Origin of the sequence: Alteromonas sp. W364 (assembly GCF_031846205.1) — a bacterium.
Classification (GTDB): Bacteria; Pseudomonadota; Gammaproteobacteria; order Enterobacterales; family Alteromonadaceae; genus Glaciecola; species Glaciecola blandensis.
This window is the reverse complement of the sequence record NZ_JAVRID010000004.1, coordinates 166087-190966: the sequence shown is the minus strand read 5'-3', so window position 1 is coordinate 190966 and position 24880 is coordinate 166087. Positions and strand designations below refer to the sequence as shown.

General features: G+C 42.7%; 17 protein-coding genes and 3 tRNA genes. 4 read left to right on the top strand and 16 right to left on the bottom strand.

Annotated features, from left to right (window positions below; all coding sequences use genetic code 11):
- Window positions 1-4: 4 nt before the first annotated feature.
- The 10 genes from RM556_RS08050 to RM556_RS08005 all read right to left on the bottom strand — a co-directional run bounded on the left by RM556_RS08050 (window position 5) and on the right by RM556_RS08005 (window position 9016).
- Window positions 5-1081 (bottom strand): SPOR domain-containing protein, encoded by a 1077-nt coding sequence (locus RM556_RS08050; protein ID WP_311361649.1) that lies wholly within the window; start codon window positions 1079-1081, stop codon window positions 5-7.
- Between the two features lie 288 nt (window positions 1082-1369).
- Window positions 1370-2503: a sodium ion-translocating decarboxylase subunit beta gene (locus tag RM556_RS08045; RefSeq protein ID WP_311361648.1), complete on the bottom strand. Its 1134-nt coding sequence runs from the start codon at window positions 2501-2503 to the stop codon at window positions 1370-1372.
- Window positions 2504-2507: 4 nt separating this feature from the next.
- Complete coding sequence (gene oadA / locus RM556_RS08040; RefSeq protein WP_311374350.1) at window positions 2508-4295, bottom strand: sodium-extruding oxaloacetate decarboxylase subunit alpha; 1788 nt, start codon at window positions 4293-4295, stop codon at window positions 2508-2510.
- 13 nt (window positions 4296-4308) lie between these two features.
- A complete protein-coding gene (locus tag RM556_RS08035; RefSeq protein WP_311361646.1) occupies window positions 4309-4569 on the bottom strand; it encodes an OadG family protein in 261 nt (86 codons plus the stop codon).
- Window positions 4570-4855: 286 nt separating this feature from the next.
- A tRNA-Arg gene (locus RM556_RS08030) sits at window positions 4856-4932 on the bottom strand.
- 23 nt (window positions 4933-4955) lie between these two features.
- Window positions 4956-5032, bottom strand: a tRNA-Arg gene (locus tag RM556_RS08025).
- A 123-nt stretch (window positions 5033-5155) separates the two neighbouring features.
- Window positions 5156-5248: transfer RNA gene (locus tag RM556_RS08020), tRNA-Ser, on the bottom strand.
- Between the two features lie 196 nt (window positions 5249-5444).
- Window positions 5445-5639 carry a carbon storage regulator CsrA gene (gene csrA / locus RM556_RS08015; RefSeq protein WP_311361645.1) on the bottom strand — a complete coding sequence of 65 codons (195 nt, stop codon included), beginning with the start codon at window positions 5637-5639 and terminating at the stop codon, window positions 5445-5447.
- Window positions 5640-5878: 239 nt separating this feature from the next.
- Window positions 5879-8470 (bottom strand): alanine--tRNA ligase, encoded by a 2592-nt coding sequence (alaS, locus tag RM556_RS08010; RefSeq protein WP_311361644.1) that lies wholly within the window; start codon window positions 8468-8470, stop codon window positions 5879-5881.
- Between the two features lie 102 nt (window positions 8471-8572).
- The gene (locus tag RM556_RS08005) at window positions 8573-9016 is read right to left on the bottom strand and encodes a regulatory protein RecX (protein ID WP_311361643.1); all 444 of its coding nucleotides are present in this window, start codon (window positions 9014-9016) and stop codon (window positions 8573-8575) included.
- Between the two features lie 35 nt (window positions 9017-9051).
- Here RM556_RS08005 and RM556_RS08000 point away from each other — a divergent pair, with 35 nt between their 5' ends.
- The 4 genes from RM556_RS08000 (at window position 9052) to RM556_RS07985 (ending at window position 18073) form a co-directional block, all read left to right on the top strand.
- Window positions 9052-10212: a GNAT family N-acetyltransferase gene (locus RM556_RS08000; protein WP_311361642.1), complete on the top strand. Its 1161-nt coding sequence runs from the start codon at window positions 9052-9054 to the stop codon at window positions 10210-10212.
- A 129-nt stretch (window positions 10213-10341) separates the two neighbouring features.
- A complete protein-coding gene (locus tag RM556_RS07995) occupies window positions 10342-12423 on the top strand; it encodes a M13 family metallopeptidase (RefSeq protein WP_311361641.1) in 2082 nt (693 codons plus the stop codon).
- A gap of 430 nt (window positions 12424-12853) precedes the next feature.
- Window positions 12854-16045 carry a TonB-dependent receptor domain-containing protein gene (locus RM556_RS07990; RefSeq protein WP_311361640.1) on the top strand — a complete coding sequence of 1064 codons (3192 nt, stop codon included), beginning with the start codon at window positions 12854-12856 and terminating at the stop codon, window positions 16043-16045.
- A 72-nt stretch (window positions 16046-16117) separates the two neighbouring features.
- Complete coding sequence (locus RM556_RS07985; protein ID WP_311361639.1) at window positions 16118-18073, top strand: prolyl oligopeptidase family serine peptidase; 1956 nt, start codon at window positions 16118-16120, stop codon at window positions 18071-18073.
- 76 nt (window positions 18074-18149) lie between these two features.
- On the opposite strand, the gene RM556_RS07980 is transcribed toward RM556_RS07985, so the two are convergent.
- From RM556_RS07980 to RM556_RS07955, 6 genes are all read right to left on the bottom strand, one after another.
- Window positions 18150-18782 (bottom strand): DUF938 domain-containing protein, encoded by a 633-nt coding sequence (locus tag RM556_RS07980; protein WP_311374349.1) that lies wholly within the window; start codon window positions 18780-18782, stop codon window positions 18150-18152.
- 52 nt (window positions 18783-18834) lie between these two features.
- Window positions 18835-21462 (bottom strand): methionine synthase, encoded by a 2628-nt coding sequence (metH, locus tag RM556_RS07975; protein WP_311361637.1) that lies wholly within the window; start codon window positions 21460-21462, stop codon window positions 18835-18837.
- 37 nt (window positions 21463-21499) lie between these two features.
- Window positions 21500-22552, bottom strand: a complete 1053-nt coding sequence (locus RM556_RS07970; protein ID WP_311374417.1) for a homocysteine S-methyltransferase family protein — start codon at window positions 22550-22552, stop codon at window positions 21500-21502.
- 109 nt (window positions 22553-22661) lie between these two features.
- Entirely contained in the window at window positions 22662-23585 is a 924-nt protein-coding gene (gene metA, locus RM556_RS07965; RefSeq protein WP_311361636.1) for a homoserine O-succinyltransferase, read from the bottom strand.
- 125 nt (window positions 23586-23710) lie between these two features.
- Window positions 23711-24208, bottom strand: a complete 498-nt coding sequence (locus RM556_RS07960; protein WP_311361635.1) for a DUF2802 domain-containing protein — start codon at window positions 24206-24208, stop codon at window positions 23711-23713.
- 164 nt (window positions 24209-24372) lie between these two features.
- On the bottom strand, window positions 24373-24864 hold the full coding sequence (locus tag RM556_RS07955; protein ID WP_311361634.1) for a chemotaxis protein CheW: 492 nt from the start codon (window positions 24862-24864) through the stop codon (window positions 24373-24375).
- Between the last annotated feature and the right edge of the window lie 16 nt (window positions 24865-24880).

The window sequence follows — 24880 nt, the reverse complement described above, 5'->3', positions numbered from 1 at the left end:
TGCTTTATTGAATTCTTTCGCCAACAGCAGTGCTAACGGCACAATAATCCCCGCGCTGCTTTATCTCAGAACAAAGCTCTAATACTTTGTCTCTTGAGTCATAGCCACCAACACGCAAACTGAGATACTCAGTACCTTTCACTACAACTTTCGCTAAGCTTGCTGGCGTATCACACCACAAGTCTTGATATTTCTGATCAAGCTTATTCCAACCACTTTCCGCTGCAGTGCGACTGGTGTAAGACGCTAAATGCAGGGCATATGTTTTGTTTTTATCCGATTTCCATTCCATACAACTCCCTACCTCACCAACAATTTGACTCGGATCAGTTGAAAATTTACTCATGTCTGCTTTGGCATTGCGTTCTCTTGGTAAACCTCCCTGCACCTGAGCGTTCGGAGCAACATTGTCCTGCTTAAATTTATCCATGGATACTGCTGTCTTTTGCTGATCTGCCCTCGTTAAAGCCGCTGGCATTTGCATAATGGGAGTGGCTGGTGCAAGCTCTACATTGCGTGACGACTCAAATTTTGCAGTATTCACTCCTTGAGTAGATACGCCTGAATTTGTACTACGTAAATCATTTTGATTTTTTCTCGCAATACCTAAGTTATTCATTTCGCCTGATTCAGAAGCCCATCTCTCGTTTCCCCCGCCGACTTGGCGCTCTCGATTATTGTTCGATGTAACATTTCTTCCTTCGGAAGAAAAAACAACAGTGTCTTTCGCTTGAAAGCTTGAAGCACTTGCATTATTTTGAGCGAGGGGAATAGACGCTTCATCATAAATGACAGGGCTCTTCTCATTGAATCGACTCATCTCTTCAAGTAAAAAATTGAGGTCTGACTCAAGTGCAACCAAACGAGATAGGCTTTCTTTCATCGACTTAAAGTCTTCTACTTCACGTTTTAAAGAATCATTATTACTTGGCTGATTAAACTGAGAAAACTCATTAACGCTCGCCGTATTTATTTCTGACTCACCGTCTGCCATGAAGGGTAGCGAACTACAAGCAGACAATGAGAGAGCGCTCAACACTGAAATAAATAGGGTGTTAATAGATCTTGATTTCTGATTCATGTTCTTTTCCTCAAAGTGAGTCTTCTCATTCCGCACATGCGCTGATTGAAGCCACAGTTTTTTGACGGTATGGATTTGAATTATTTTACTTTGAGGGAGGTAGCAAGAAGCGGACCAGAAATTAAGTGTACATCGACGGCAGATTACACTGTCACATTTACAATAAAATTCAGCGGCTTAAGAGGTTAATGAATGAAAAAAAAGCCAAAAAAATAGAAAACATCTATGCATTTGGCTTTCTGTATTGGATGTAAACGGCTTATTTAAAGCCAAAATTTTTCAGCTAATTCAAGGCCCAACCAACGCCAACAAAATCCCCGCAGCAACGGCAGAACCAAGTACACCGGCAACGTTTGGCCCCATGGCATGCATCAGTAAGAAATTATGCGGATTTGCTTCTAAACCTACTTTATTCACTACCCTAGCGGCCATTGGCACCGCTGAGACGCCAGCAGCACCGACGAGCGGATTAATATTGTCTTTGCTGAACTTGTTCATTAGTTTAGCCATTAGCACGCCCGCAGCTGTTCCAATAGAAAATGCAACAGCGCCTAGCGCTAAAATACCCAGTGTTTCATATGTTAAAAACTGATCGGCACTTAGCTTTGAACCAACAGCCAAACCCAAAAAGATCGTAACAATATTAATCAATTCGTTTTGTGCGGTATTGCTTAAACGGTCAACCACACCACACTCTTTTAAAAGATTACCAAAACAGAACATGCCGACTAGGGGCGTTGCTGAAGGCAAGAAAATCAATGTGAGCACTAGCACTGCCAGCGGAAATAGGATTTTTTCTTTTCTTGATACAACCCTTAGCTGAGCCATGCTTAGCTTACGCTCTTCTGGCGTCGTCAATGCCTTCATTATTGGCGGCTGAATAATCGGCACTAATGCCATATATGAATAAGCAGCAACGGCGATAGCACCAAGTAACTCAGGTGCCAGCTTAGATGCCAAAAATATGGCGGTGGGTCCATCTGCCCCGCCAATAATGGCGATCGCTGATGCATCTTGCAGGGTAAAATCAAAGCCAGGCAAGCCATTCAATAGTATGGCGCCAAATAGAGTAGCGAAAATACCAAATTGAGCGGCAGCTCCCAACAGCAGCATGCGAGGATTAGCAATTAATGCGCTGAAATCAGTCATTGCTCCGACGCCCATGAATATAAGGAGCGGAAAAACGCCTGTATCGACTCCAATATAGTAAATATAATGAAGGATGCCTCCTGCTTCGCTAAAGCCCGCTAAAGGGATATTAGTAAGCAGGGCACCAAAGCCTATAGGTAGCAATAAAAGTGGCTCAAACTTACGTACTATAGCGAGATAGAGTAAACCGAAGCCTACAAGCATCATGACTATTTGACCCACTTCGAAATGGGGTAAAGATGTACTTTCCCAAAGAATTAGAAACTTATCCATGTGCTTACCCAATTACCATCATTGTTTGGCCCGCTTGCACTGCATCACCGTCTTTTACTAAAAGTTGTTGGACAACACCTGAAACAGAGCTTCTGACTTCGGTCTCCATTTTCATTGCTTCCAATATCAAAATCACATCGCCTTCGTTAACTGTGGCGCCTTCCTGCACATTTATTTTGAAGATATTACCAGACAAGGGCGCAGCGACATCAGTGCTTGCACCAGATGGCAATGACTGAGCTTCAGATACTGATGGGCTGGCTGAAGCTGCTGAAGATATATGTTTAACCTCGCCACTCTCAGCCACTTCAACATCATAAACCTTTCCTTCAACGCGAACTTGATACGCTTTTGCATCGCCAGCCAAAGCTTCAACATCTTTCGCTTCCACAACGCTTTTAGTATCTGCCGGAACTGGTTCGAAGGCGCTTGGGTTGTCGCGATTTTCAATAAACTTCAAGCCAATTTGTGGAAATAAAGCATAAGTTAATACATCGTCAACTTTATCTTTTGCTATACGAAGAGACTTTTTCTCAGTAAGTTCATCTAATTCCGCTTCTAACTTTTCAAGTTCAGGTTCAATTACATCCGCTGGGCGACATGTAATAGGTTTACCGCCCTCAAGCACGCGTTCTTGCAATTCTTTGTTGACTGGCGCGGCTGTCGCACCATATTCGCCCTTAAGCACACCTGCCGTCTCTTTGGTGATGCTTTTGTAGCGCTCGCCTGTTAGAACGTTGAGTACGGCTTGGGTGCCAACAATTTGTGAGGTCGGTGTGACTAGAGGAATAAAGCCAAGATCTTCTCTCACTCTTGGAATTTCTAGCAACACCTCATCAAATTTGTCTTCAGCGCCCTGTTCTTTTAACTGACTTTCCATATTTGTCAGCATACCGCCCGGGACCTGAGCAATCAGTATTCTTGCATCAACTCCTTTTAAAGAGCCTTCAAACTGTGCATATTTCTTCCGAACCTCTCGAAAATAAGCAGAGATATCAGCTAAGCCTTCGATATCTAAACCCGTGTCTCTCTCTGTGCCTTCAACGATAGATACCATTGTCTCGGTTGCGGTATGGCCATAAGTCATACTCATTGATGACACCGCGGTATCTAACATATCGATACCTGCATCCACTGCTTTCTGATAAGTCGCCGTGCTTAAACCAGTGGTTGCATGACATTGCATTGCAATCGGCACCTGTACTGTCTCTTTTAAGCCTTTAATCAAAGCCTCGCAATCGTAAGGCTTCAGTAGGCCTGCCATATCTTTGATACAGATAGAGTGCACCCCCATATCCTCTAGCTTTTTAGCCATATCTAGCCAGAGCTGGAGATTGTGAACGGGGCTGACAGTATAAGAAATTGTCCCTTGCGCGTGAGCACCAACCTTTATAGCCGACTTAACCGTAGTTTCAAGGTTGCGCACATCATTCATCGCGTCAAAAATACGAAATACGTCTACACCATTGGTGTGAGCACGTTCTACGAACTTTTCAACAACATCATCCGCATAGTGGCGATAACCTAGTAAATTTTGGCCACGAAGAAGCATTTGTTGTTTTGTTTTAGGCATCGCCTTTTTTAAAGCACGGATACGCTCCCAAGGATCTTCACCCAAGTAGCGAATACAAGCATCAAATGTTGCACCACCCCAGGACTCAACTGACCAATAACCAACGTTATCTAGTTTCTCAGCGATGGGTAGCATATCCTCTAAACGCATTCTGGTGGCGAGTAAAGATTGATGCGCGTCACGAAGGACCAGTTCTGTAATACCGAGTGAATTGGACATATGGCGTTCCTTGTTATTTTGAAGTCGTGTGTCTGTGTGTATGAACGGCAGCGGTAATAGCAGCTGCAATTTCAGGACTGACTGTCGATGATGCTTTCTTATTATTATTCTGTGTTTGTTGCGGTCTTATATCGGGTGTTTGCTCTGGTGATGGAAATGTTCGGCAAAACCAAGCAATAGCATGAATACCAACAATCAACAGAGTTAAAAATGTAAATACAACAGACATACCAACCCCGAGCAAAATGCCGGCTTCCGTTAACTGTTCAACCATCACTATTCCTTTTTTAAGTGCGCTTTCAAAAACTGGCTAGGATAAATAGCATGGAGAGCCTGAAAATACAATCGAAAACCTGATGTAGGTTGCATAAGATTACGATAATTATGCATTATTGATGATGTATGTTCTATTTTTATGCATTTTTTACGAATTTTTAACAAGAAGCCTGCTTTTTTAGAAAAGCTAAAGCATTTCAAGAATCGTCATAGAAAGACTTTTTCAAAAGCAAAAAAAATGCCCCACACTTTGTGCAGGGCATTTACTTGCCTTTCGGCTAACATGGCGCGCATGGAAGGATTCGAACCTCCGACCGCCTGGTTCGTAGCCAGGTACTCTATCCAGCTGAGCTACATGCGCGTAAACTCATATTCTTAAATGTATGGCGCGCATGGAAGGATTCGAACCTCCGACCGCCTGGTTCGTAGCCAGGTACTCTATCCAGCTGAGCTACATGCGCGTAGTGAAACAATCGTTTCGTCTCATTTTGATAAAAACGGTTAAGTCTTTATCAATCTTTCCAAGCTTTAAATTTCGTTAAAAGTTCAACGTTATCTATCGCTTCATTCTACCATGTTTTAAATGGCGGAGAGAGAGGGATTCGAACCCTCGATAGGGCTATAAACCCTATACTCCCTTAGCAGGGGAGCGCCTTCAGCCACTCGGCCACCTCTCCTAAATGTGGGGCGGAAGTTTACTGAATCGATAGTATAAGTCAATGCTTTTTTGGCAACTAATTTACTATTACTATTCGTTTGTCAGTTTTTTGACCAATTGGCCGTTTTTTTCTTCCGACAAAAAGTAAAAAACTCAGAATGACCTGAGTTTTCTATCCTTACTATTGCTAGTAAGAAAATGAAAATACACGAATATTAAGAGTTACCTGGCGCAGCCTGATTTCCCTTCTCCGCTTGTATTCTCATATAAATCTCTTCCCTATGAACTGAAACTTCCTTTGGTGCATTGACACCAATTCTAACTTGATTTCCTTTGACGCCTAAAACGGTAACAGTGACGTTATCACCCACCATTAAAGTTTCCCCTACGCGTCTAGTCAAGATAAGCATGTTGTAGCTCCTTTTAGTTATGGTCCAATCAATGTACCTGCCTCACACATGTCTACACCACTGAGTCAGTAGTCGGATACAAGACTTGTACGACATTGGCCATCGTTGAGTTGTAAATATACGTTAAAAACTCGATTTTAGCCAAGAGAAATCTATTTTTTTTTGCTCAAGAAATCTACAAACATCCTGCAGCTGCAATTTATCTCGCTCATTTCTCTCACATTTTTAAGCTGCAATTTTTACATGCTATTTTCGAGCCAAATTTTCACTGAATCTAAAGCTTCTTGTAAGTTTTCTGGTTGTGAGCCTCCGGCCTGAGCCATATCAGGTCGACCACCACCTTTGCCACCAACTTGAGCAGCCATATGATTCACAAGTTCTCCAGCTTTAAAACGAGACACCAAGTCTTTTGTAACGCCAGTTATCAAGCTGACTTTGCCGTCATTTGCTATACCTAATGCAACCACACCTGACTGCATTTGATTTTTGAGGTCATCTACCATCCCGCGCAACGCTTTGGCTTCGACACCCTCTAGTCTGGCGACTAACAGTTTTACGCCATTCACGTCCTGAACATTAGAAATCAAATCTTTACTTTTTTGACCCGCCATCGAGTCTTTAAACTGAGCTATTTCTTTTTCAAGCACTTTTATATGTTGTAAGGCTGCTGATACTTTTTCTGCAGCAGAGGCTTTATCGGCTTTAACTAAACTAGCAATCTTAAATAATTTGTCGGACTCATCGCTAACGAAGTCTTGTGCACTCTGTCCTGTCGTCGCCTCAATTCGTCTTACACCTGCAGCTATACCTCCTTCAGAGGTAATTTTGAACAAACCAATGTCGCCTGTGCGGCTCACGTGCGTGCCTCCACACAATTCAGTAGAAAACGGCCCCATTTGCACCACTCTCACCTTTTCATCGTACTTCTCTCCGAATAAAGCCATTGCGCCGGACGCTTTCGCTTCATCTAAGTCCATCAGCTTGGTGCTTAATTGATTATTCAAACGAATTTCAGCATTTACTAGATCTTCCACGTTCTTTAACTGTTTAGCGCTAATTGATTCGAAGTGTGAAAAGTCAAAGCGTAGTTTTTCTGCATCGACCAATGAACCCTTTTGAGTGACGTGGTCCCCGAGTTCTTGGCGTAAGGCAGCGTGCAATAAATGAGTAGCACTGTGATTCCCTTTGATGCGGTCACGACGAGCACGATCGACGCTCAAATCTACTTTGTCACCCACTTTCACTTCACCATCAATGGTCACACGATGGCCAAAAGCATTTCCTACTTTGACGGTATCAGTCACTTTTATTTGAGCATTCGCCGCAGTCATGTGACCCGTGTCGCCGACCTGACCACCTGATTCTGCGTAAAATGGGGTTGAATCGAGAACCAACATGGCATCTCCACTACCTGATGCCACCTGCTGATTATCAATAATGATATCAACCACTGTGGCTGTACCGCTAAGTTCAGTGTACCCGGTAAAATCAGTAGTATGCTCTAAACTCAAGACATTGGCATAGTCAGCGCCGAACTTGCTAGCGGACTGCGATAAGGCTTTTTGTCCGGCCATCGCTTTTTCAAAACCCGCTTCATCAATGGTAAAGCCCTGCTCACGCGCAACATCTGCGGTAAGGTCAGCAGGAAAGCCATAAGTATCATATAGTTTGAAAACAACATCTCCAGGCACTTGCTTCTCACTTAATTCAGCGAGCGCCTCATTTAAAATAACCATACCGCGGGACAATGTTTTCGAGAACTGCTCTTCCTCGACTTTCAATACCTTTTCAACGACGGCTTGTTGTTGCGCAAGCTCTGGGTATGCTTCTCCCATTTCGCTCACTAATGTTGCGACTAACTTGTAGAAGAAAATGTCGTCTGCACCCATCTTGTAACCATGACGCACTGCACGACGAATGATGCGTCGCAACACGTAACCACGTCCTTCATTTGATGGCATTACACCATCACAAATCAGGAAACTACAAGAGCGAATATGATCCGCAATCACTCGCAGCGATTTGTTCTCTAAATCTTCGGTCCCCACAATTTTTGCTGCAGACTTAATCAGGCTTTGGAATAAATCAATCTCATAGTTACTGTGCACATTTTGCAGAATCGCAGAAATACGCTCCAAACCCATGCCAGTATCGATAGACGGCTTAGGCAACGGTAACATGTCACCGTTAGCTTGGCGGTTAAACTGCATGAATACCAAATTCCAGATTTCAATGAATCGGTCTCCATCTTCTTCCGGCGTGCCTGGGCGTCCGCCCCAAATGTGCTCTCCATGATCATAGAAAATCTCTGAACAGGGTCCACATGGCCCGGTATCACCCATTGACCAAAAGTTGTCAGATGTTGCGATTCGAATAATCCTGTCAGCTGGTATGCCGATTTTCTTTTCCCAAATATCAAACGCTTCGTCGTCTTCATGATAAATAGTGACTAATAGCTTTTCTTTGGGTAAGCCAAGTTCTTCTGTTAAGAAATTCCATGCAAAACTAATCGCTTGTTCCTTAAAGTAGTCTCCAAAGCTAAAATTACCGAGCATTTCAAAAAATGTATGATGACGCGCGGTGTACCCGACATTCTCGAGATCATTATGTTTACCGCCGGCTCTAACGCAACGTTGCGACGAGACTGCTCTGGTATAGTTTCGCTGTTCAGCACCTAGAAATACGTCTTTAAACTGGTTCATACCCGCATTCGTAAACAACAAAGTAGGATCGTCATGCGGAACCAAGGATGAACTAGAAACGATTTGGTGCTTGTGTTGTTGAAAATATTGCAGGAAAGTGCGTCGAATATCAGCGGTAGAGCGTGTCATTAATGTTCCTAATGCGGTCAGAGGATTACAAATTATTTATCATTCGATAAGCGTTGTTTAATTATACCGAAAGATATCATGTAAGCACTTGCTTTGTTAAGCCTATTCAAAGGCGTAGTTTATTTGGTCTTGATAAAATCCGCGATATTGCAAAAATCGCATCTGTTTTTGTTTCGCTTGCCAATCTTCTGGCGCTTCTTCGCCATACTTTTTAACTTTGACAGCACGAGCAAGTTCAAACCAGTCAAAATCGTCACTCGCAATGAGCGTCGCGACAAGTGAATACTCAATATCATGTTCTGCCAGACTTCGCTCGATAAATGAAGGCCCTTTTCCTTTGCGGTATGCTCCTCTTACAACTGCTTCGGCATAACGTAAGTCGCTCTGAATGTCTTTCGCGCTAAACTGTGCCAATACCTCCTCAATCAATGCTTTATCATCAACGGATTCCAGCAGTTTTTTGCGCAACTCGTGTAGACTTTGTTCTCGTCTAGCGAGCAATCGAGTCACTTTGTGGCGAATGATCTTTGTTGGCGAATCTGTCATAGTTATCAACATTACCTTCTTTATTTATCGATCTCATGGATTTATCGTGGAAATTTATCGTCAGCGTTGATGATATAGCGCCAGCGCTTTGGCAACAACTTATCGATGACAAACCTGACTTTTGTACACCATTTTTGAGCCTTCATTTTCTGAAGGGTTTGGAACAAAGCAAATGCGTTGGACAAGGCACGGGATGGATCAGTCAACACATCGCTGTTTTCGAGAAAGAAAAGCTGCTAGCTTTCTTACCCTGTTATTTGAAAACTCACTCCTATGGTGAGTATGTATTTGACCATGCGTGGGCAAATGCCTATCAACACCATCAAATACCGTATTATCCCAAACTTGTTTGCTGTATACCATTTACCCCTGTCACTGGTAGCAGACTGCTTTTACGTCAAGACACTAACATTAAGTCTGATGAAATCTATGCGTTCATTGGCAAGCACGTTGAAGATATCGTACAACAAGCAACTGCCTCTTCATTTCATACTTTGTTTTTACCAGAAAAAGATAGTAAACAACTCGAGCCTTTCGGCATCATGCCTCGCATTAGTGTGCAATTTGTTTGGCAGAACAATGCTTACAGAGACTTTGACGACTTTTTAGATGAAATGACATCACGGAAACGTCGTTCAATTAAAAAAGAAAGAGCAAAACTCCAACAAGACAACTTAGAAATTAAGCAACTTTGTGGTGAAGACATTACAGAAAGTGTACTCGACGATTTTTATTTATGCTATCAACAAACTTACCTCAAAAGAAGTGGACACACCGGCTATTTGAATCGTGAATTTTTCACTTATCTGCAAAAGCATATGCGCCAAAGCCTCATGATCGTCATGGCTTTTGAAGACGACAACTGTATTGCATCTGCTTTGTTTTTTTATAACGAACAACTCTTATGTGGTCGCTACTGGGGCGCATTAAAGGAATTGTCTGGTTTACACTTTGAATGCTGTTACTACCAAGGTATTGAGTTTTGTATTCAAAATAAGATACAGACGTTTAATCCTGGTACACAAGGGGAACATAAAATACTTCGGGGTTTCAGGCCAAGTTATTGCTACTCAAATCACTACTTACAACATCCAGACTTTCGGTCTGCTGTAGCTGATTTTCTCGAAAGAGAAACACTCGGTGTACAACAGTATAAACACCAAGCTGATAGTGTATTGCCATTTAAACAGGACTAAAGCTTTTACTTGGAATGAAAATGTTCTAATAATATACGCAATAAATTAGCCAATACGAAAAAGACATATTCGTTCGTATCGGTCACGCTTTTTAGAAAACAAATAAAAATAAAACGACATAGGAAAAACATGAAGAAGTCTTTAATCACATTAGCAGTCACCAGCGCTTTGTTTATCAGTGCATGTGCTCAAACTGAAAAAGCAAGCGAGAAAACGGTTAACGATAAGCTTGAGCAAGCCATCGCAAAAGGTCAACCAGAACTAGGTAGCTTCGGTATACAACTCGACGCAAGAAACCTAGACGTGAAGCCTGGGGATGATTTCTTCATGTACGCGAGTGGCACATGGTATGACAATTTCGAAATGCCTTCCGATAAGACCCGTTACGGTGCATTTAGTGTATTGGCTGATCGCAGTGAAGAGCGTGTTAAACAAATTATCGATGACATTAGCAAAGCCAATGAATTAAACGCCGAAGAGCAACTCATTGCAGACTTTTATAATGCATACATGGATGTTGACGCAATCAATGCGAAAGGCTTAACACCCATTCAACCTCTATTAGACGATATCAATAATATTGATAGTGTAATTGATCTCACATCTGTATTTGGTAACGCATGGCTAAGTGGCTCTATCAGTCCAATTGGCGGTGGTCTTGGTTTCAATCGTCTTGATCCAAATGAATACCAAATGTCAATTGGCGTAGGCGGTTTAGGCCTACCCGATAGAAGCTACTACTTAACAGACACAGAACGGTTTCAAAAAATCCTTGCCGCTTACAAAGACAATATCGTTAAAACCCTAGCACTTTTAGATATCGAAGATGCAGAAAGCAAAGCTGAACAAATTATCGCGCTTGAAACCAAAATTGCTGAGGCGCAATGGCCAAGAGAAAAACGCAGAAATAGAGATCTCACACTGAATCAAATTAGTCGAGCAGAGCTGTTGAAAGAATACCCGGGCTTTGATTGGGATACCTTTTTTGCATCATCTGGCTACAAAGTACCTGCGCTGAATGTGACACAACCCGAGCCAGTCAAAGATATGATCACCTTGATCAACGAACAAGACTTAGCGGTATGGAAGGACTACCTGACATACCACGCTATCAGTCGAAACGCAGGCATGCTGCCTGAAGATATCTATGCGCTGAATTTTTCATTTTATGGAACAGTGCTTAGCGGCCAACAAGAGCCTCGCCCTCGCTGGAAAAGAGCGATATCTCAAATGTCAGGCACGTCTTCATTGGGTTTCGCGATTGGTAAAGTGTATGTTGATAAGTACTTCCCAGAAAGTTCTAAAGAAAAAATGGCTGTATTGGTTGAAAACTTACGCAAAGCGCTTGGCGAACGTATTGATGGCTTAGACTGGATGGGTGAAGAAACGAAGGTCAACGCAAAATTAAAGCTCATGGCATTCAGACCCAAAATTGGTTACCCCGATGAGTGGCAGTCCTTCGAAGGTCTATCACTATCAAATAATGACCTTTTAGGTAATGTAAAAAGTTTACGTCGCTTCTTCCAAGCTCAGAGTGTGGAGCGTGAAATGCAAAAGACCGATAGAGAGCGTTGGGGCATGGCACCGCAACGAGTGAATGCATATTACAACAGTTCTTTTAATGAAATCGTATTCCCTGCTGCTATTTTACAAGCACCATTCTTTGATCCTAATGCAGATGATGCCGTGAACTATGGAGCGATTGGCGCAGTTATTGGGCATGAAATGGGTCATGGTTTTGATGATCAAGGATCTAAATCTGACGCAAATGGGATCCAGACAAACTGGTGGACCGAAGAAGATCGCGCTGCGTTTGAGAAAAAAGCCGATATGCTAGCCGAGCAATATAGTCAGTATGAACCGATCGAGGGTAACTTTGTAAATGGCCGAAATAGCCTTGGTGAGAACATTGGTGATGTGGGCGGCCTAGCAATGGCTTATCATGCTTATCAGCTTTCGTTGAATGGAAAAGAAGCGCCCATCATTGATGGCCTGACTGGTGACCAACGTTTCTTCTTAGCGTGGGCGCAAGTGTGGCGTGAGAAGCGAACGGAGCAAAGTATGCTTAATCAACTTCGCGCAGGTACACATGCGCCAGGACGTTATAGAGCTCAAGCGCCACGTAATCACGATGCATGGTATGAAGCATTCGATGTGCAACCGGGGGACGCTTTGTACCTTGCGCCAGAGGACCGAGTCAAAATTTGGTAATAATTCATTACTGAAGTCAAAAAAAGGCGAAATGTTGTCAAAAATTTCGCCTTTTTTATAAATTTTTCTTTTTTTTTGAACTATTTTGTAAACATTTCAACCCAGAGAACAAAAGAGTAAGCCATTGTTTTTTATTAGATTTTCAGAAACCATACATAATTGTAGAAAAAAATACGTAAAATCGTTCAAAAAAGAGCCTACTTTGATGACGTAAGATGTTTGACTGTTTCTAGTACATTGATTAAATTAGGTTGTGCAGAAAAAAGCAACTGGCTAATCTATTGGTTTTGTTCAACAGTAAAGTGGTCAAAACCACTGCGTTGTAATAATTGACCAGCCGACATAATAAAAAGTTGCACATTTTGACCAAAAATATTTTTTGGATAAAACAATAATACTAATCGCTATAAAGCGGTAACAGGGAAACAATATGAATCAAAGCAACGATACTAAGTTGCATAAAGTATCAATGGCGGTGTTAGTCGCCCTTGGATGCTTAGCAGCGCCCAACCTATACGCACAGGAAACAGACGACCTTCTTGAAGAAGAAGAGGAAGAAGTTGCTGAAGTCGTAGAAAGAATTTCAGTCACCGGTTCACGTATTAAAAGAGATGAATTTTCAAATGCATCACCTATCCAAGTGGTTAGTGGTGAGATCTCACGTGAATTAGGTTTGTTTGACGCGACAGAAATGCTGCAAACAACCTCACAAGTATCTGGTCTTCAAATCGATAACACCTTTGGTGGTTTCGTACTTGATAATGGTCCAGGTGCGTCAACTATCGGTTTTCGTGGTCTAGGTGCTGACCGTACTCTAGTATTGATCAACGGTCGCCGTATGGCTCCTGCTGGTGTTGGTGGCGCGCCATCTTCTCCAGATTTGAACCTTATTCCATCAGTTATCATTGACCGTATCGAAAACTTGTTCGATGGCGCGTCAACAGTTTATGGTTCAGACGCAATCGCTGGTGTTGCGAACGTTATTTTACGTTCAAACGTTGAAGGCTTTGACTTCCAAGGTAGCTTCTCAAATCCACAAGCCTCTGGCGGTGAAGAAACTACTTTCTCCGCAATGTACGGCGCGTCTGGCGACAACTACTCATTCAACGTTGCTGCTGAATATTTCGAGCGTAAAACACAAACTTACGCAGACAGTGCTTTCGCTAGCGACTGTAACGAATATTACCACGAAGGTAATGACGGCAACATCTACACGCAGTACAGAGGTATTGGTCCAAACATCAATCCACCACAAAACTGTAAGTTAAGTTCACTCATTAACCGTGTATCTTTAGGTTTCTTTGGTTCGGTTTATTACACTGAAGGTTTCACTAACATCGGTATTCCTAACTTCTCTGACTCAGGTAGTAGTTTAGGTAACGTTCCATTCATCAATGGCTTGTTTGCTGCTGATACGAATGGCGACGGTATCCCTGACGCAGGTATTTATGATGGCGACGGTGACGGCCTCCGTGATGTCGATTTCCAAGACCCATTCTACAACGCAAGTGCGTCTGACTATGTTAACCAATCAGATTGGTTAAGCCCAAACAAACGTTTCAGTTTGTTTGCTAATGGTGATTACTTGTTTAATGACGAAAATGACACTCGTTTCTACTATGAAGCCTTATATGCACAGCGTGCATCTGATGTTTTCAATAACGGTGCTCAATTCTTCCAAGGTATTATCCCTGCAGATCACCCACTAAATATTTGTGGTACTGACCCAATCAATGGTAACAACTGTTACGCTACTACCGGCTTAGACGCTTTCTTTGGTGACACTAGACTTGATATTCAACCGATTATCAGTGTTAGAGGCGACAGAGAAAACAGTGAAGTTGATGTGAGTCAATTCCGCTTAGCTGCTGGCTTGAATGGTAACATTGGTCTTCTAGACGGCTTCGGTGAAGGCAACTGGACTTATGAGGTATCTGCAACTCACAGTGCTTCAGACGGTAAAAACACCATCTCTGGTATTAGCCAAGCACGTATTGATCAATCATTGAATAACGCGGTGCGTAACGCCGACGGTTCAATTACTTGTGGTACTGATTGTGTGGTTGTTGATTTATTATCTCCTACACTATATCAACTTGGCGCTGGTGATTTCGCAACTCAGGCAGAACGCGACTTCTTATTCATTGACAGAATCATTGAAACTGAAGTTAAACAAACTGTATTTGGTGGTTTCATAACAGGTGATTTATTTAACTTACCTTGGAATGACCAAACTGTTCCATTAGTTGTTGGTGCTGAATGGCGTAAAGATGAGATCATCACTGACGCTAATGATGTAGCAGCTGACGGCTTACTAGCAGGTTTCTTCTCAGATCAAGGCGCAGATGGTTCTCGTATTATTCGTGAAGTATTCTTCGAAACTGAATTCCCACTTCTACGTGGTCAGGAATATGCTGAAGAATTGACTGTTACTGCCGCTGGTCGTATTACAGAAGAAAGTTTCTACAGTGCTGAACAGATTTGGAGCTTAAAAGGTATCTACCGTCCAAACGAATGGTTAACTATTCGTGGTACTCGTGGTACATCATATCGTGCACCTAACCTTCGTGAGCGTTTCTTGAATGGTACATCTGGTTTCGGCACAGTATTTGATCCATGTGTAGTCCCAGAGGCAGCTCGTGTTGGTAACATCACAGACCCTTCAGCTGGCAACACTTATGACGCTGCTTTAGATACTCGTGAAACACGTGTATTAGACGCTTGTCGTGCAAATAACCTTGACCCAACCTCTCTCGGTATTAACGTGCTAGGTTCAGGTAGTGGTTACCAATCTGAAATCACCACTGGTGGTACTCAGAACCTTAATCCAGAAACGTCAACATCTACCACTTACGGTTTCGTTATCGAACAGCCGTTCACAGATGCGTTTGACTTAACACTATCTGTAACCCGATATGACATTGATATCGAAAACGGTGTTGCTGAACCTTCTGCTAGCTTCGTTGCTGCTCAATGTTATGACAATATCGATCAGCCAAATGGTGACAGTGGTTTCTGTGCGTTCCTAGAGCGTGGCGATGATGGTTTGATTGACAACGTAGATTCACGTTTCATCAATATCGGCCTAGAAGGCTCTGAAGGTACTGACTATAACATTTTCTATAATCAAGCATTTGTTGTTGGTGACCAAGAACTAGACGTGACTTTAGACATTATCGGTACGAAGTTGAAGTCTGCTGAATTCCAAATCTTCGAAACGTTCGATGATAACAAAGGCGAACCTGCTTTCCCTGAATGGAGAGGTAGTGCTCGATTGTCACTTGCATATAGTGACTTTAGATTTAACTGGTTTACACGTTACATAGATGCGGGTCAAGCAGATGAGCCACCCACATTTGAAGACGATAATCCACCTTGTAATGGTATCGCAAACGTATCATGTCGTGCGGTTTACTACACTGACAACTACACAGTTCACAATGCTTCTTTGAGCTACTCAATGGACGATTTGACTGTAACTGTAGGTGTACAAAACGTATTCAATGATGCTCCACCTAAAGTGGATACTGCTGGTGTATTTGCTACCAGAAACATCCCTCTTGGTGTAGGCTATGATACGCTTGGTCGTACAGGTTATATCAGCTTTGGTTACACTTTCTAATAAGATAGTTTATTAGCGAACAAAGGACTCTTGGACTACCAGTCCAAGGGTCTTTTTTTTTAGAGGATGATTATGATGTTAAATAAAAAGCTTCTTGTATCTACTGCCCTTTCGCTATTCGCGATGTCACTAAATACTAGTGTGCAAGCACAAGAAAAAGAATCAACTGAGTCTGTTCGAATGCCAATTGAGGCTTTCGCAATAGAACCGGCAATGAAAACAGTTAATTTAAGCCCGAATGGCAAAAAAATTGGTTATTTGCGCGCTATGTCTAAGCGTGGTGACTACATCTTAGAAGTAAGACCAACGAGCAACTTGGGTGCAGAGCCCGTTGTCTTTGGTGCTGACAGAATGGAAATGACCAGCTTCTTTTGGCTAAACGACGAACAAATCATGGTAAGTTTTCGCCAAAATATACAAGATGGGAATCGCAACTATTGGGTAAGTAAACGTGCCATAGTTAACTCCGATGGCACAGGCAAGTGGGAAGTTCCTTTCGCTAAAGAGAACTTTACCAATTATGGAATTGTTCGCATTGATAGAAGCGATCCTGAACATATTTATTTGAGCTATGACATCAACGGTGACCGCTTTCCTGATGTTATTCGCTACAATATCAATTCTGGTCGTACTAATACTATTTTGCGCGGTAATGAAAAAGTCAGCGGTGGTTTCATTGCAGACTACGATAATGAAGTCAGAGCTGGTGAGGGATATGATCCTTCCACTTCCTCAATCGTGCTTTATGCAAGAGCGAAGGGCTCCACTGAGTGGCAAGAAATTCACAAAAACAGTCCTGAAAGCCGTGAGATTTTTGATTTCTTATATTTCAATAAAGAAAATCCTAACGAAATATATGTAAGAGCCACCTTAGGCAATAACACAGCTGGCATATATACTTACAACATCGAGACAAAAACATTTTCAGAGCGCTTATTCGGCCTTGAGTCGGTAGATGCAAGTGATGTCATTATTAGTACTAAGTTAGCAAATACTGGTGAATTACTCGGTTTCTCCTACACGGCGAAGCATCCGAAGCGTTACTTCATCAACCCAGATGAAGATGCTTTGCATAAGTCTGTTCAAGCTATCTTTCCGAAGAAGTTTGTTAGCTTAGCGAGTCGTTCTGAAGATGACAGTATGATTATTGTCCGCACCTCGGGTGATAAAGATCCGGGTACTTACTATTTGCTTAAAGATAAGCAAGAGTTAGTATTTATTGGTGACACCGCACCACTTATTGATAACGAAAAACTAGCAAAAGTACGTTACGTAAAATACAAGGCTAGAGATGGACTCGTTATTCCTGCTTATGTGACGATTCCACATGGTAAAGGCCCTTTCCCAACTGTTGTAATGCCTCATGGCGGCCCGTGGGCACGCGATGTGAACGTATATGATGAATGGTCACAATTGATTGCTAATGCTGGTTACTTAGTTATTCAGCCACAGTTCCGTGGGTCGCAAGGTTTTGGACTTGAACTTTGGAAAGCTGGCGACGAGCAATGGGGCCTCAAGATGCAAGATGATCTTGATGATGCTGCTATGTACCTAGTGAAAAAAGGGCTAGCTGATGAAGAGCGTTTAGCGATGTTTGGTTGGAGCTACGGGGGCTATGCCGCTTTTGTTGCCTCTATGCGTGACAACAACATCTACAAATGCTCTGTTGCTGGCGCTGGTGTAGGTGATTTAGATCGAGTACTTTCAAGCATTAATGGTTCTCGCTACCTTAGAACCTTTCAAGCACCAACAATTAAAGGAGTTGACCCTATCGACAACGTGAAGAATGTCAACATCCCTATTTATGTGGTTCATGGTGACATCGACCAGCGTGTGCCTATCAAGCACAGTCGCACGTTCATAGATGCGCTTAAGAGCCACACGACTAATTTCAAATATACAGAGTTGGAAGGTGCAGATCACTTCTCAGACACACTATATTACGAGCACAAAATGCAGTTTTATGGTGAGTTAATTGATTGGTTTGATAACAAATGTTTTAACGGCGGCGTTATCGCTGCTAATTAAACCTGTTAGCGAATATCAATCTTGACCATATGGTCATGATTAGCAAAGCCCCGGCAATTACGATTGTTGGGGTTTTTTATTTTACCTTGCGCTTACGCCAAACCAATAGCAGGTTGTTCGCAGGCATCTGAACAGTATCAATTAAGCGTAAACCTTGAGCCCAGGATGCAAGTTCTTCAATATCACGATATCCCCCGCGCCCACTAGCAAGCAACTTATAATGGAAATCCTCATTGCTTTGACTCGTAAAGTGACCATCAACCTTAAATGGCCCATATTGACAAAATACGCCATTTTCAGGTAAATGTTTATCTATCGATTGCATTAAAGCCTTTATTTCATGCTCAAGCATGATGTGAGCTGTATTTGCGGTAAATACCCCATCGAATACATCGGCGTCGGTTCTTGTCGAATCTAAAGGTGTGTGGGTATACCATTCGTCTCTTGCTAACTTGAGCGCAAAAGGTCGTCTTAAGTTTTTACTCGGAAACTCATCAATCCAGAGGTTGATTCCTTGATGATAATCCTCGACATCTGAACAGTGCCAGGTGAGGTGAGGTAAATTTGCCGCAAAATGCACAGCATGCTGACCAGTGCCGCTGCCGACTTCAAGAGCATGCTTCACAGATGCAAATTCTTTCTCAAGCACAGTCAAGATCGCTTGCTTATTATTTTCGCAAGCTTGGCTATAAGGCTTTTCTTCATTCATTGCTTACATCTCTTCGGTATTTAAACTGTCTGTTCAAGGTTAGAGAAACAAGCTAGTCATTTAAGTTAGGCAACAACCACTTCTCTGCTTCTTCAATGGTCCAAGACTTACGTTGTGCATAATCTTTTAATTGATCTTGTTGAATTTTGGCTACCGCAAAATAACGTGACTCCGGGTGAGCAAAATACCAACCCGATACTGCCGCACCTGGCCACATAGCATAGCTTGAGGTGAGCTCCATACCGATAGTGTCCTCAACATCGAGTAAATCCCAAATCAATTGCTTTTCTGTATGTTCTGGGCAAGCAGCATAGCCCGGTGCTGGTCTAATACCTTGATATTTCTCGGCGATCAAAGACACATTATCGAGCTTTTCATCTGGCGCATAAGCCCATAGCTCTTTCCTAACAATTAAATGAAGATACTCTGCAAATGCCTCGGCAAGACGGTCAGCCACCGCTTTACTCATGATTGAGTTATAATCATCGCCGTCTGCTTCATAAGCCTTGGCAATCTCATCTTCACCTATACCCGCGGTTACGGCAAATGCGCCCACATAATCTTGACGCCCCTCACTTTCAGGCATAATAAAATCACTCAAGCAATAATTAGGGCCTTTCGGTTTATGCGTTTGTTGACGAAGGTGATGCGAAACGCCTAGGACCTTGTTGGCCTGAATGGGATCGAATATTTTAATATCTTCACCGACAGCGTTTGCAGGGAAAATACCGACTCGTCCCAACGCTTTCAATTGTTTTGTTTTACAAAGCTCATCAAGCATGTCATTTGCATCTTTGAACAATGACTGAGCTTCTTCTCCGACGACTTCATCATTGAGTATCCGCGGATATTTACCGGCTAAAGACCAGGTTAAAAAGAATGGTGTCCAATCTATGTAATCGCGAAGGGTTGATAGCGCCACTTCAATTGTTTTTACACCTAAGAACTTAGGCACCGCAGGCTCGAAGTTAGCCCAATCACAATGAAATTTATTCGTTTTTGCATCAACAAAGTGAATGGCTTTTGTACGCGGTGTTTTCTTCGCATGTTGAATCCGTACCTTTTCGTACTCCGCAGAAATTTGCTTCGCATACTCTGCCCTAGCTTCTTTTGATATCAGCTTCTGACAAACACCTACGGCTCTGCTTGCGTTAGGCACATAAACGACGGGGTGGTCATAGTTTTGTTCAATTTTAACCGCAGTATGAGCTTTAGAGGTCGTGGCACCGCCAATTAACAGGGGCAAATCCATTTTTAGTCGTTGCATTTCTTTTGCAACTTGTACCATTTCATCCAAAGAAGGCGTTATCAAACCAGATAAGCCAATCATATCTGCACCTTCATCCTTGGCCACCTGAAGAATTTTTGCAGCAGGCACCATGACGCCTAGATCAATCACCTCAAAGTTATTGCACTGTAATACAACACCAACAATATTCTTGCCGATATCGTGCACATCGCCTTTTACCGTCGCCATAATGATTTTGCCGTTGGAGCTTTTCACGCCATCTTTTTCGGCTTCAATGAATGGCTGTAGATGAGCAACAGCCTTTTTCATTACGCGAGCAGATTTCACCACTTGAGGCAAAAACATTTTTCCTTCGCCAAAAAGATCACCAACGACATTCATACCGTCCATTAAAGGCCCCTCAATGACCTGTAGAGGGCGTTCGGCGTTCAACCTAGCCTCTTCAGTATCGTCAATGATGTAATCGGTGATACCCTTTACGAGGGCGTGTTCGAGTCGCTTATTGACACTTTGCTCTCGCCAGCTTAAATCTTCTTTCGCCGCTACTTTTCCGCCCCCCTGATACTTGGGCGCTAATTCGAGTAGCTTGTCGGTTGCATCTGGGTTGCGATTAAGAATGACATCTTCAACGGCTTCTCTGAGTTCCATGGGAATTTCATCATAGACTTCTAGCTGACCAGCGTTGACGATACCCATATCCATACCTGCGCGGATCGCATAGTATAAAAATACGCTGTGCATTGCCTCGCGAACAGGATTATTCCCTCGAAACGAAAAAGAGATATTCGATAGGCCACCTGACACATGGCAATGAGGTAGGTGCTGCCTAATTTGGCGTGTGGCTTCGATGAAGTCGACAGCATAGTTGTTATGCTCTTCTATTCCGGTTGCTACTGCAAATATATTGGGGTCAAAAATGATATCTTCTGGTGGGAACCCAATTTTATTCACCAATAGCTCGTAACTACGCTTACATATTTCAAATTTACGCTGTTGCGTATCAGCTTGCCCTACTTCATCAAACGCCATTACCACAGTGGCGGCACCATATCGCTTAATTTTTTTAGCCTGTTCGAGAAATGGAGCCTCACCTTCCTTTAGACTAATAGAGTTAACAATGGCCTTGCCTTGCACACATTTTAAACCCGCTTCAATAATGGACCATTTCGATGAGTCGATCATAATCGGTACTCTGGAAATATCGGGCTCGGAAGCGATCAAATTAAGAAAGCGCACCATCGCAGCTTCTGAATCCAACATGGCTTCATCCATATTGATATCAATGATCTGTGCTCCATTTTCAACTTGCTGTCGCGCTACATCTAACGCAGTCTCGAAGTCGTCCTCTAGTATCAAACGCTTGAACATGGCGGAGCCGGTAACATTTGTTCGTTCACCGACATTTATAAAGCTTGAAAAATCTGCGCTCACTGTTTTTCCTAATAACTATGGTAAAAGTAGATAAAATTTAATGAACGAAGGGCTCTAAGCCCGATAGTCTCATTTTTACTTCAATCTCAGGGAGAGTACGTGCTTGCAACCCATCAACTGCCTCAGCAACTTGCTTGATATGTGCTGGCGTGCTTCCGCAGCAGCCACCCAGAATATTCACTAGACCAGATTCAGCCCACTCCTGGAGATGTTCTGCTAACTCGTCAGCCTCCATATCATATTCTCCAAATTCGTTCGGCAATCCTGCGTTAGGGTGAGCAGACACTCTGCACTCCGCCACCCGAGATATTTCCGCTACATATTGTCTGAGTAAATCGGGACCCAATGCACAATTCAAACCGATGGAGAATGGATTGACGTGGCGCATGCTGTAATAGAATGCTTCAGAAGTTTGTCCTGATAAAGTGCGTCCAGATGCATCAGTTATGGTGCCGGAAATCATAATAGGCAAACTGATACCTAAGGCTTCGAATACTTCTTCAACGGCAAACACGGCAGCTTTCGCGTTTAAGGTATCGAATATAGTTTCAACTAGGATCAAATCTACCTTGCCCTCAATTAACGCCAGTGTTGACTCCCGATACGCCGCCACAAGTTCGTCAAAGTGCACATTACGCTTTCCCGGATCGTTGACATCAGGTGAAATAGAGGCCGTTCTGCTTGTTGGACCAATCACACCAGCAACGAAACGCGGTTTCTCTGGCGTTTTTTCCGTAAACTCATCGGCAGCTTCTCTGGCAAGTTTTGCTGCTTGTAAATTAATATCTCGAGATAGCTCTTGCATATCGTAATCAGCCATGGAGATAGTGGTTGCATTAAAGGTGTTCGTTTCAATTATGTCTGCACCTGCAGCTAGGTATTCTAAATGAATTTGTTTAATGATCCCCGCTTGAGTAATCGCTAACAGGTCATTATTACCTTTGACATCACAATGCCAATTTGCATATTGAGAACCACGATAATCAGCTTCGTCTAGTTGATGTTTTTGAATCATCGTGCCCATCGCACCATCAAGAATCAAAATGCGTTTTTTTGCAGCCTCTTCTAACGCATCAGTTTGTCTCGCTATGCGTGCTTTGTGCTCTTTAGATAATCTTATTTCAGTTTGAAAACTTTCAGTCACGTTTTTTCTCGAAGTAAAGGTGATAAACAATATGTCGTAATAACCAAACTCTCGCTTACTTTCTGCGTAATTGAGTCAGGTCAAAAGGTGTATTCTGATAAACGTAATAATTCAACCAATTCGTTAGCAACAGACTACCATGAGACTTCCATCTGACTAAAGGAGCTTGGTTCGGATCGTCATTGGCAAAGTAGTTTTCGGGAACTTGTGGCGAAAGCTCCGCTTCAAGGTCTCGCTCATACTCTTGCGCTAAGGTAAGGGGATCGTATTCGGGATGGCCCGTCACAAACACTAAGCGCTTGTCATCAGTCGCAGAGATATATGTGCCGGCAGCATCTGATTGAGCCAATACCGTTAGTCCCTCAATGCTTTTGTAGTCAGCCTCTGCAACTTCGCCTACTCGACTGTGGGGTGCCCAAAACAGCGGATCAAAGCCGCGCATTAGCTCATCCTTCGCTTGTTCAACTTTATGCTCAAATACACCAGACAGTTTGTACTCTCGTATTTTCCTGTCTACCCCGTAAAAATGATAAAGCGCCGCATGAGCCGCCCAGCAAAGAAATAACGTAGACTGCACATTGTCTCTAGCCCAGTCTAGTAGCTCTGTCATCTTGTCCCAGTATTTAACATCCTCGTAATCTAATAAGCCTAGAGGTGCACCTGTCACAATCCAACCGTCGTAATTTTTGTCGGATACTTCACTAAATTCATGATAAAACGCATCCATATGCGATTTTGGCGTATTTTTTGGAGTGGTCTCATCAATGCGGATCAAGTCCACATTGATTTGTATCGGTGTATTAGATAGAAGGCGAAGGATTTGAATTTCGGTCTCGATCTTATTCGGCATTAAATTCAAAATTCCAACTTCAAGTGGCCTTATATTTTGGCTACCTGCACGACGACTATCCATCGCGAAAATATTCTCTTGAAGCAGAACATCGAGCGCTGGTAGGTCGGATGGAATATTAATGGGCATTCAGACCACCTATTTAGTCGTATAGAAAAGTAAAAGTTATGCCTCCATTCTGGCAATAATTACCCAAATGTCAACTTCTTTACGTCTAGACGTCCAAATTAGGTTTTCTATTGTGACAATTTGATTTATTTTCGCGCCTTTTCTTGAATACCCATCATGACTTCTACTTCTGCTCGCGGCAAATCACATGCTTCCATTACCTCAGCGACACTGGCTCCAGAGCGCACTAAACTCTGTGCTTTGGTATAGATTTTAGCTGTTGGCTCTTGCTCAACTAACTCCTGATATTGCGCAGAAAGTTTGTCTATTTGAACTTGCAAGTCTGCTATCGACTGGCTTATTTGTATAATATCTTGTTCTTTGGCGATATCACTTTGGCTGGTATTTTTGGTCACGTGATCAGCTTCTTGCAATTCAACGCTCAGTTTATTCTCTAATTCCGCAATGTTAGCTTTATTTGTTTCAATAATTTTATGCAAGCTGTTGAGCAGTTCAAGTGTGATATTTAATCGCTTATTCGTTTTGCTGCTAGCTTGTATTGCTATAATAGCGATACTTAGCGCGATAACGGCGACGATCAAACTCACCATTGTAGTCATTGATATTGGTTCAAGGGTTTCCATACTACCTCGCTGCGAGACTCGTTATAAATTGAATGAAACCAGTATATTCTTATTTTTGAGTAGGATACAAACTCAATGGCAACTATTTTATGCTACACACAAAACAAAAAGGCCACTATAGAAGTGGCCTCTCTTGACTGTAAAGCGTTTAGTCATGTAAACGCTTAAATGCCGCCTAACTCATCCCACTCATCATCGCTGAGTAGCTTGTTCAAGTCGACTAATATTAATAGCTGTCCGCCACGGTTGCTAACCCCTTGAATGAACTTAGCACTTTCTTCCGTACCAACGTTTGGCGCACTATCAATTTCAGATGAGCGTAAATAAACCACTTCGGCAACGCTATCAACTAATATGCCCACAACTTGCTCATCAGATTCAATGATCACGATCCGCGTATTATCAGTAATGTCTGTAGGGGGTAAACCGAACCGTGAACGAGTATCGATAACGGTAACAACATTACCACGTAGGTTAATAATCCCTAACACATAGTCGGGTGCTCCCGGCACCGGTGCGATCTCGGTATAACGCAAGACTTCTTGAACTTGCATAACGTTGATACCGTAAGTTTCCTCATCCAAACGATAAGTTACCCATTGCAAGACCTCATCATTAGGGTCGCTCGCGGCAATCGTTGTTCTTTCTTCGCTCATGTAATTTACTCCGTCG

Bases quoted from the DNA above. Each gene is read 5' to 3' on its own strand.
- RM556_RS07985 (WP_311361639.1), top strand. From the start codon at position 16,118: ATGATGTTAAATAAAAAGCTTCTTGTATCTACTGCCCTTTCGCTATTC.
- RM556_RS08000 (WP_311361642.1), top strand. From the start codon at position 9,052: ATGGATTTATCGTGGAAATTTATCGTCAGCGTTGATGATATAGCGCCA.
- alaS (WP_311361644.1), bottom strand. From the start codon at position 8,470: ATGACACGCTCTACCGCTGATATTCGACGCACTTTCCTGCAATATTTT.
- RM556_RS08050 (WP_311361649.1), bottom strand. From the start codon at position 1,081: ATGAATCAGAAATCAAGATCTATTAACACCCTATTTATTTCAGTGTTG.
- RM556_RS07980 (WP_311374349.1), bottom strand. From the start codon at position 18,782: ATGAATGAAGAAAAGCCTTATAGCCAAGCTTGCGAAAATAATAAGCAA.
- RM556_RS07995 (WP_311361641.1), top strand. From the start codon at position 10,342: ATGAAGAAGTCTTTAATCACATTAGCAGTCACCAGCGCTTTGTTTATC.
- oadA (WP_311374350.1), bottom strand. From the start codon at position 4,295: ATGTCCAATTCACTCGGTATTACAGAACTGGTCCTTCGTGACGCGCAT.
- csrA (WP_311361645.1), bottom strand. From the start codon at position 5,639: ATGCTTATCTTGACTAGACGCGTAGGGGAAACTTTAATGGTGGGTGAT.
- RM556_RS08005 (WP_311361643.1), bottom strand. From the start codon at position 9,016: ATGACAGATTCGCCAACAAAGATCATTCGCCACAAAGTGACTCGATTG.
- RM556_RS07960 (WP_311361635.1), bottom strand. From the start codon at position 24,208: ATGGAAACCCTTGAACCAATATCAATGACTACAATGGTGAGTTTGATC.
- metA (WP_311361636.1), bottom strand. From the start codon at position 23,585: ATGCCCATTAATATTCCATCCGACCTACCAGCGCTCGATGTTCTGCTT.
- RM556_RS07955 (WP_311361634.1), bottom strand. From the start codon at position 24,864: ATGAGCGAAGAAAGAACAACGATTGCCGCGAGCGACCCTAATGATGAG.
- RM556_RS07990 (WP_311361640.1), top strand. From the start codon at position 12,854: ATGAATCAAAGCAACGATACTAAGTTGCATAAAGTATCAATGGCGGTG.
- RM556_RS08035 (WP_311361646.1), bottom strand. From the start codon at position 4,569: ATGGTTGAACAGTTAACGGAAGCCGGCATTTTGCTCGGGGTTGGTATG.
- RM556_RS08045 (WP_311361648.1), bottom strand. From the start codon at position 2,503: ATGGATAAGTTTCTAATTCTTTGGGAAAGTACATCTTTACCCCATTTC.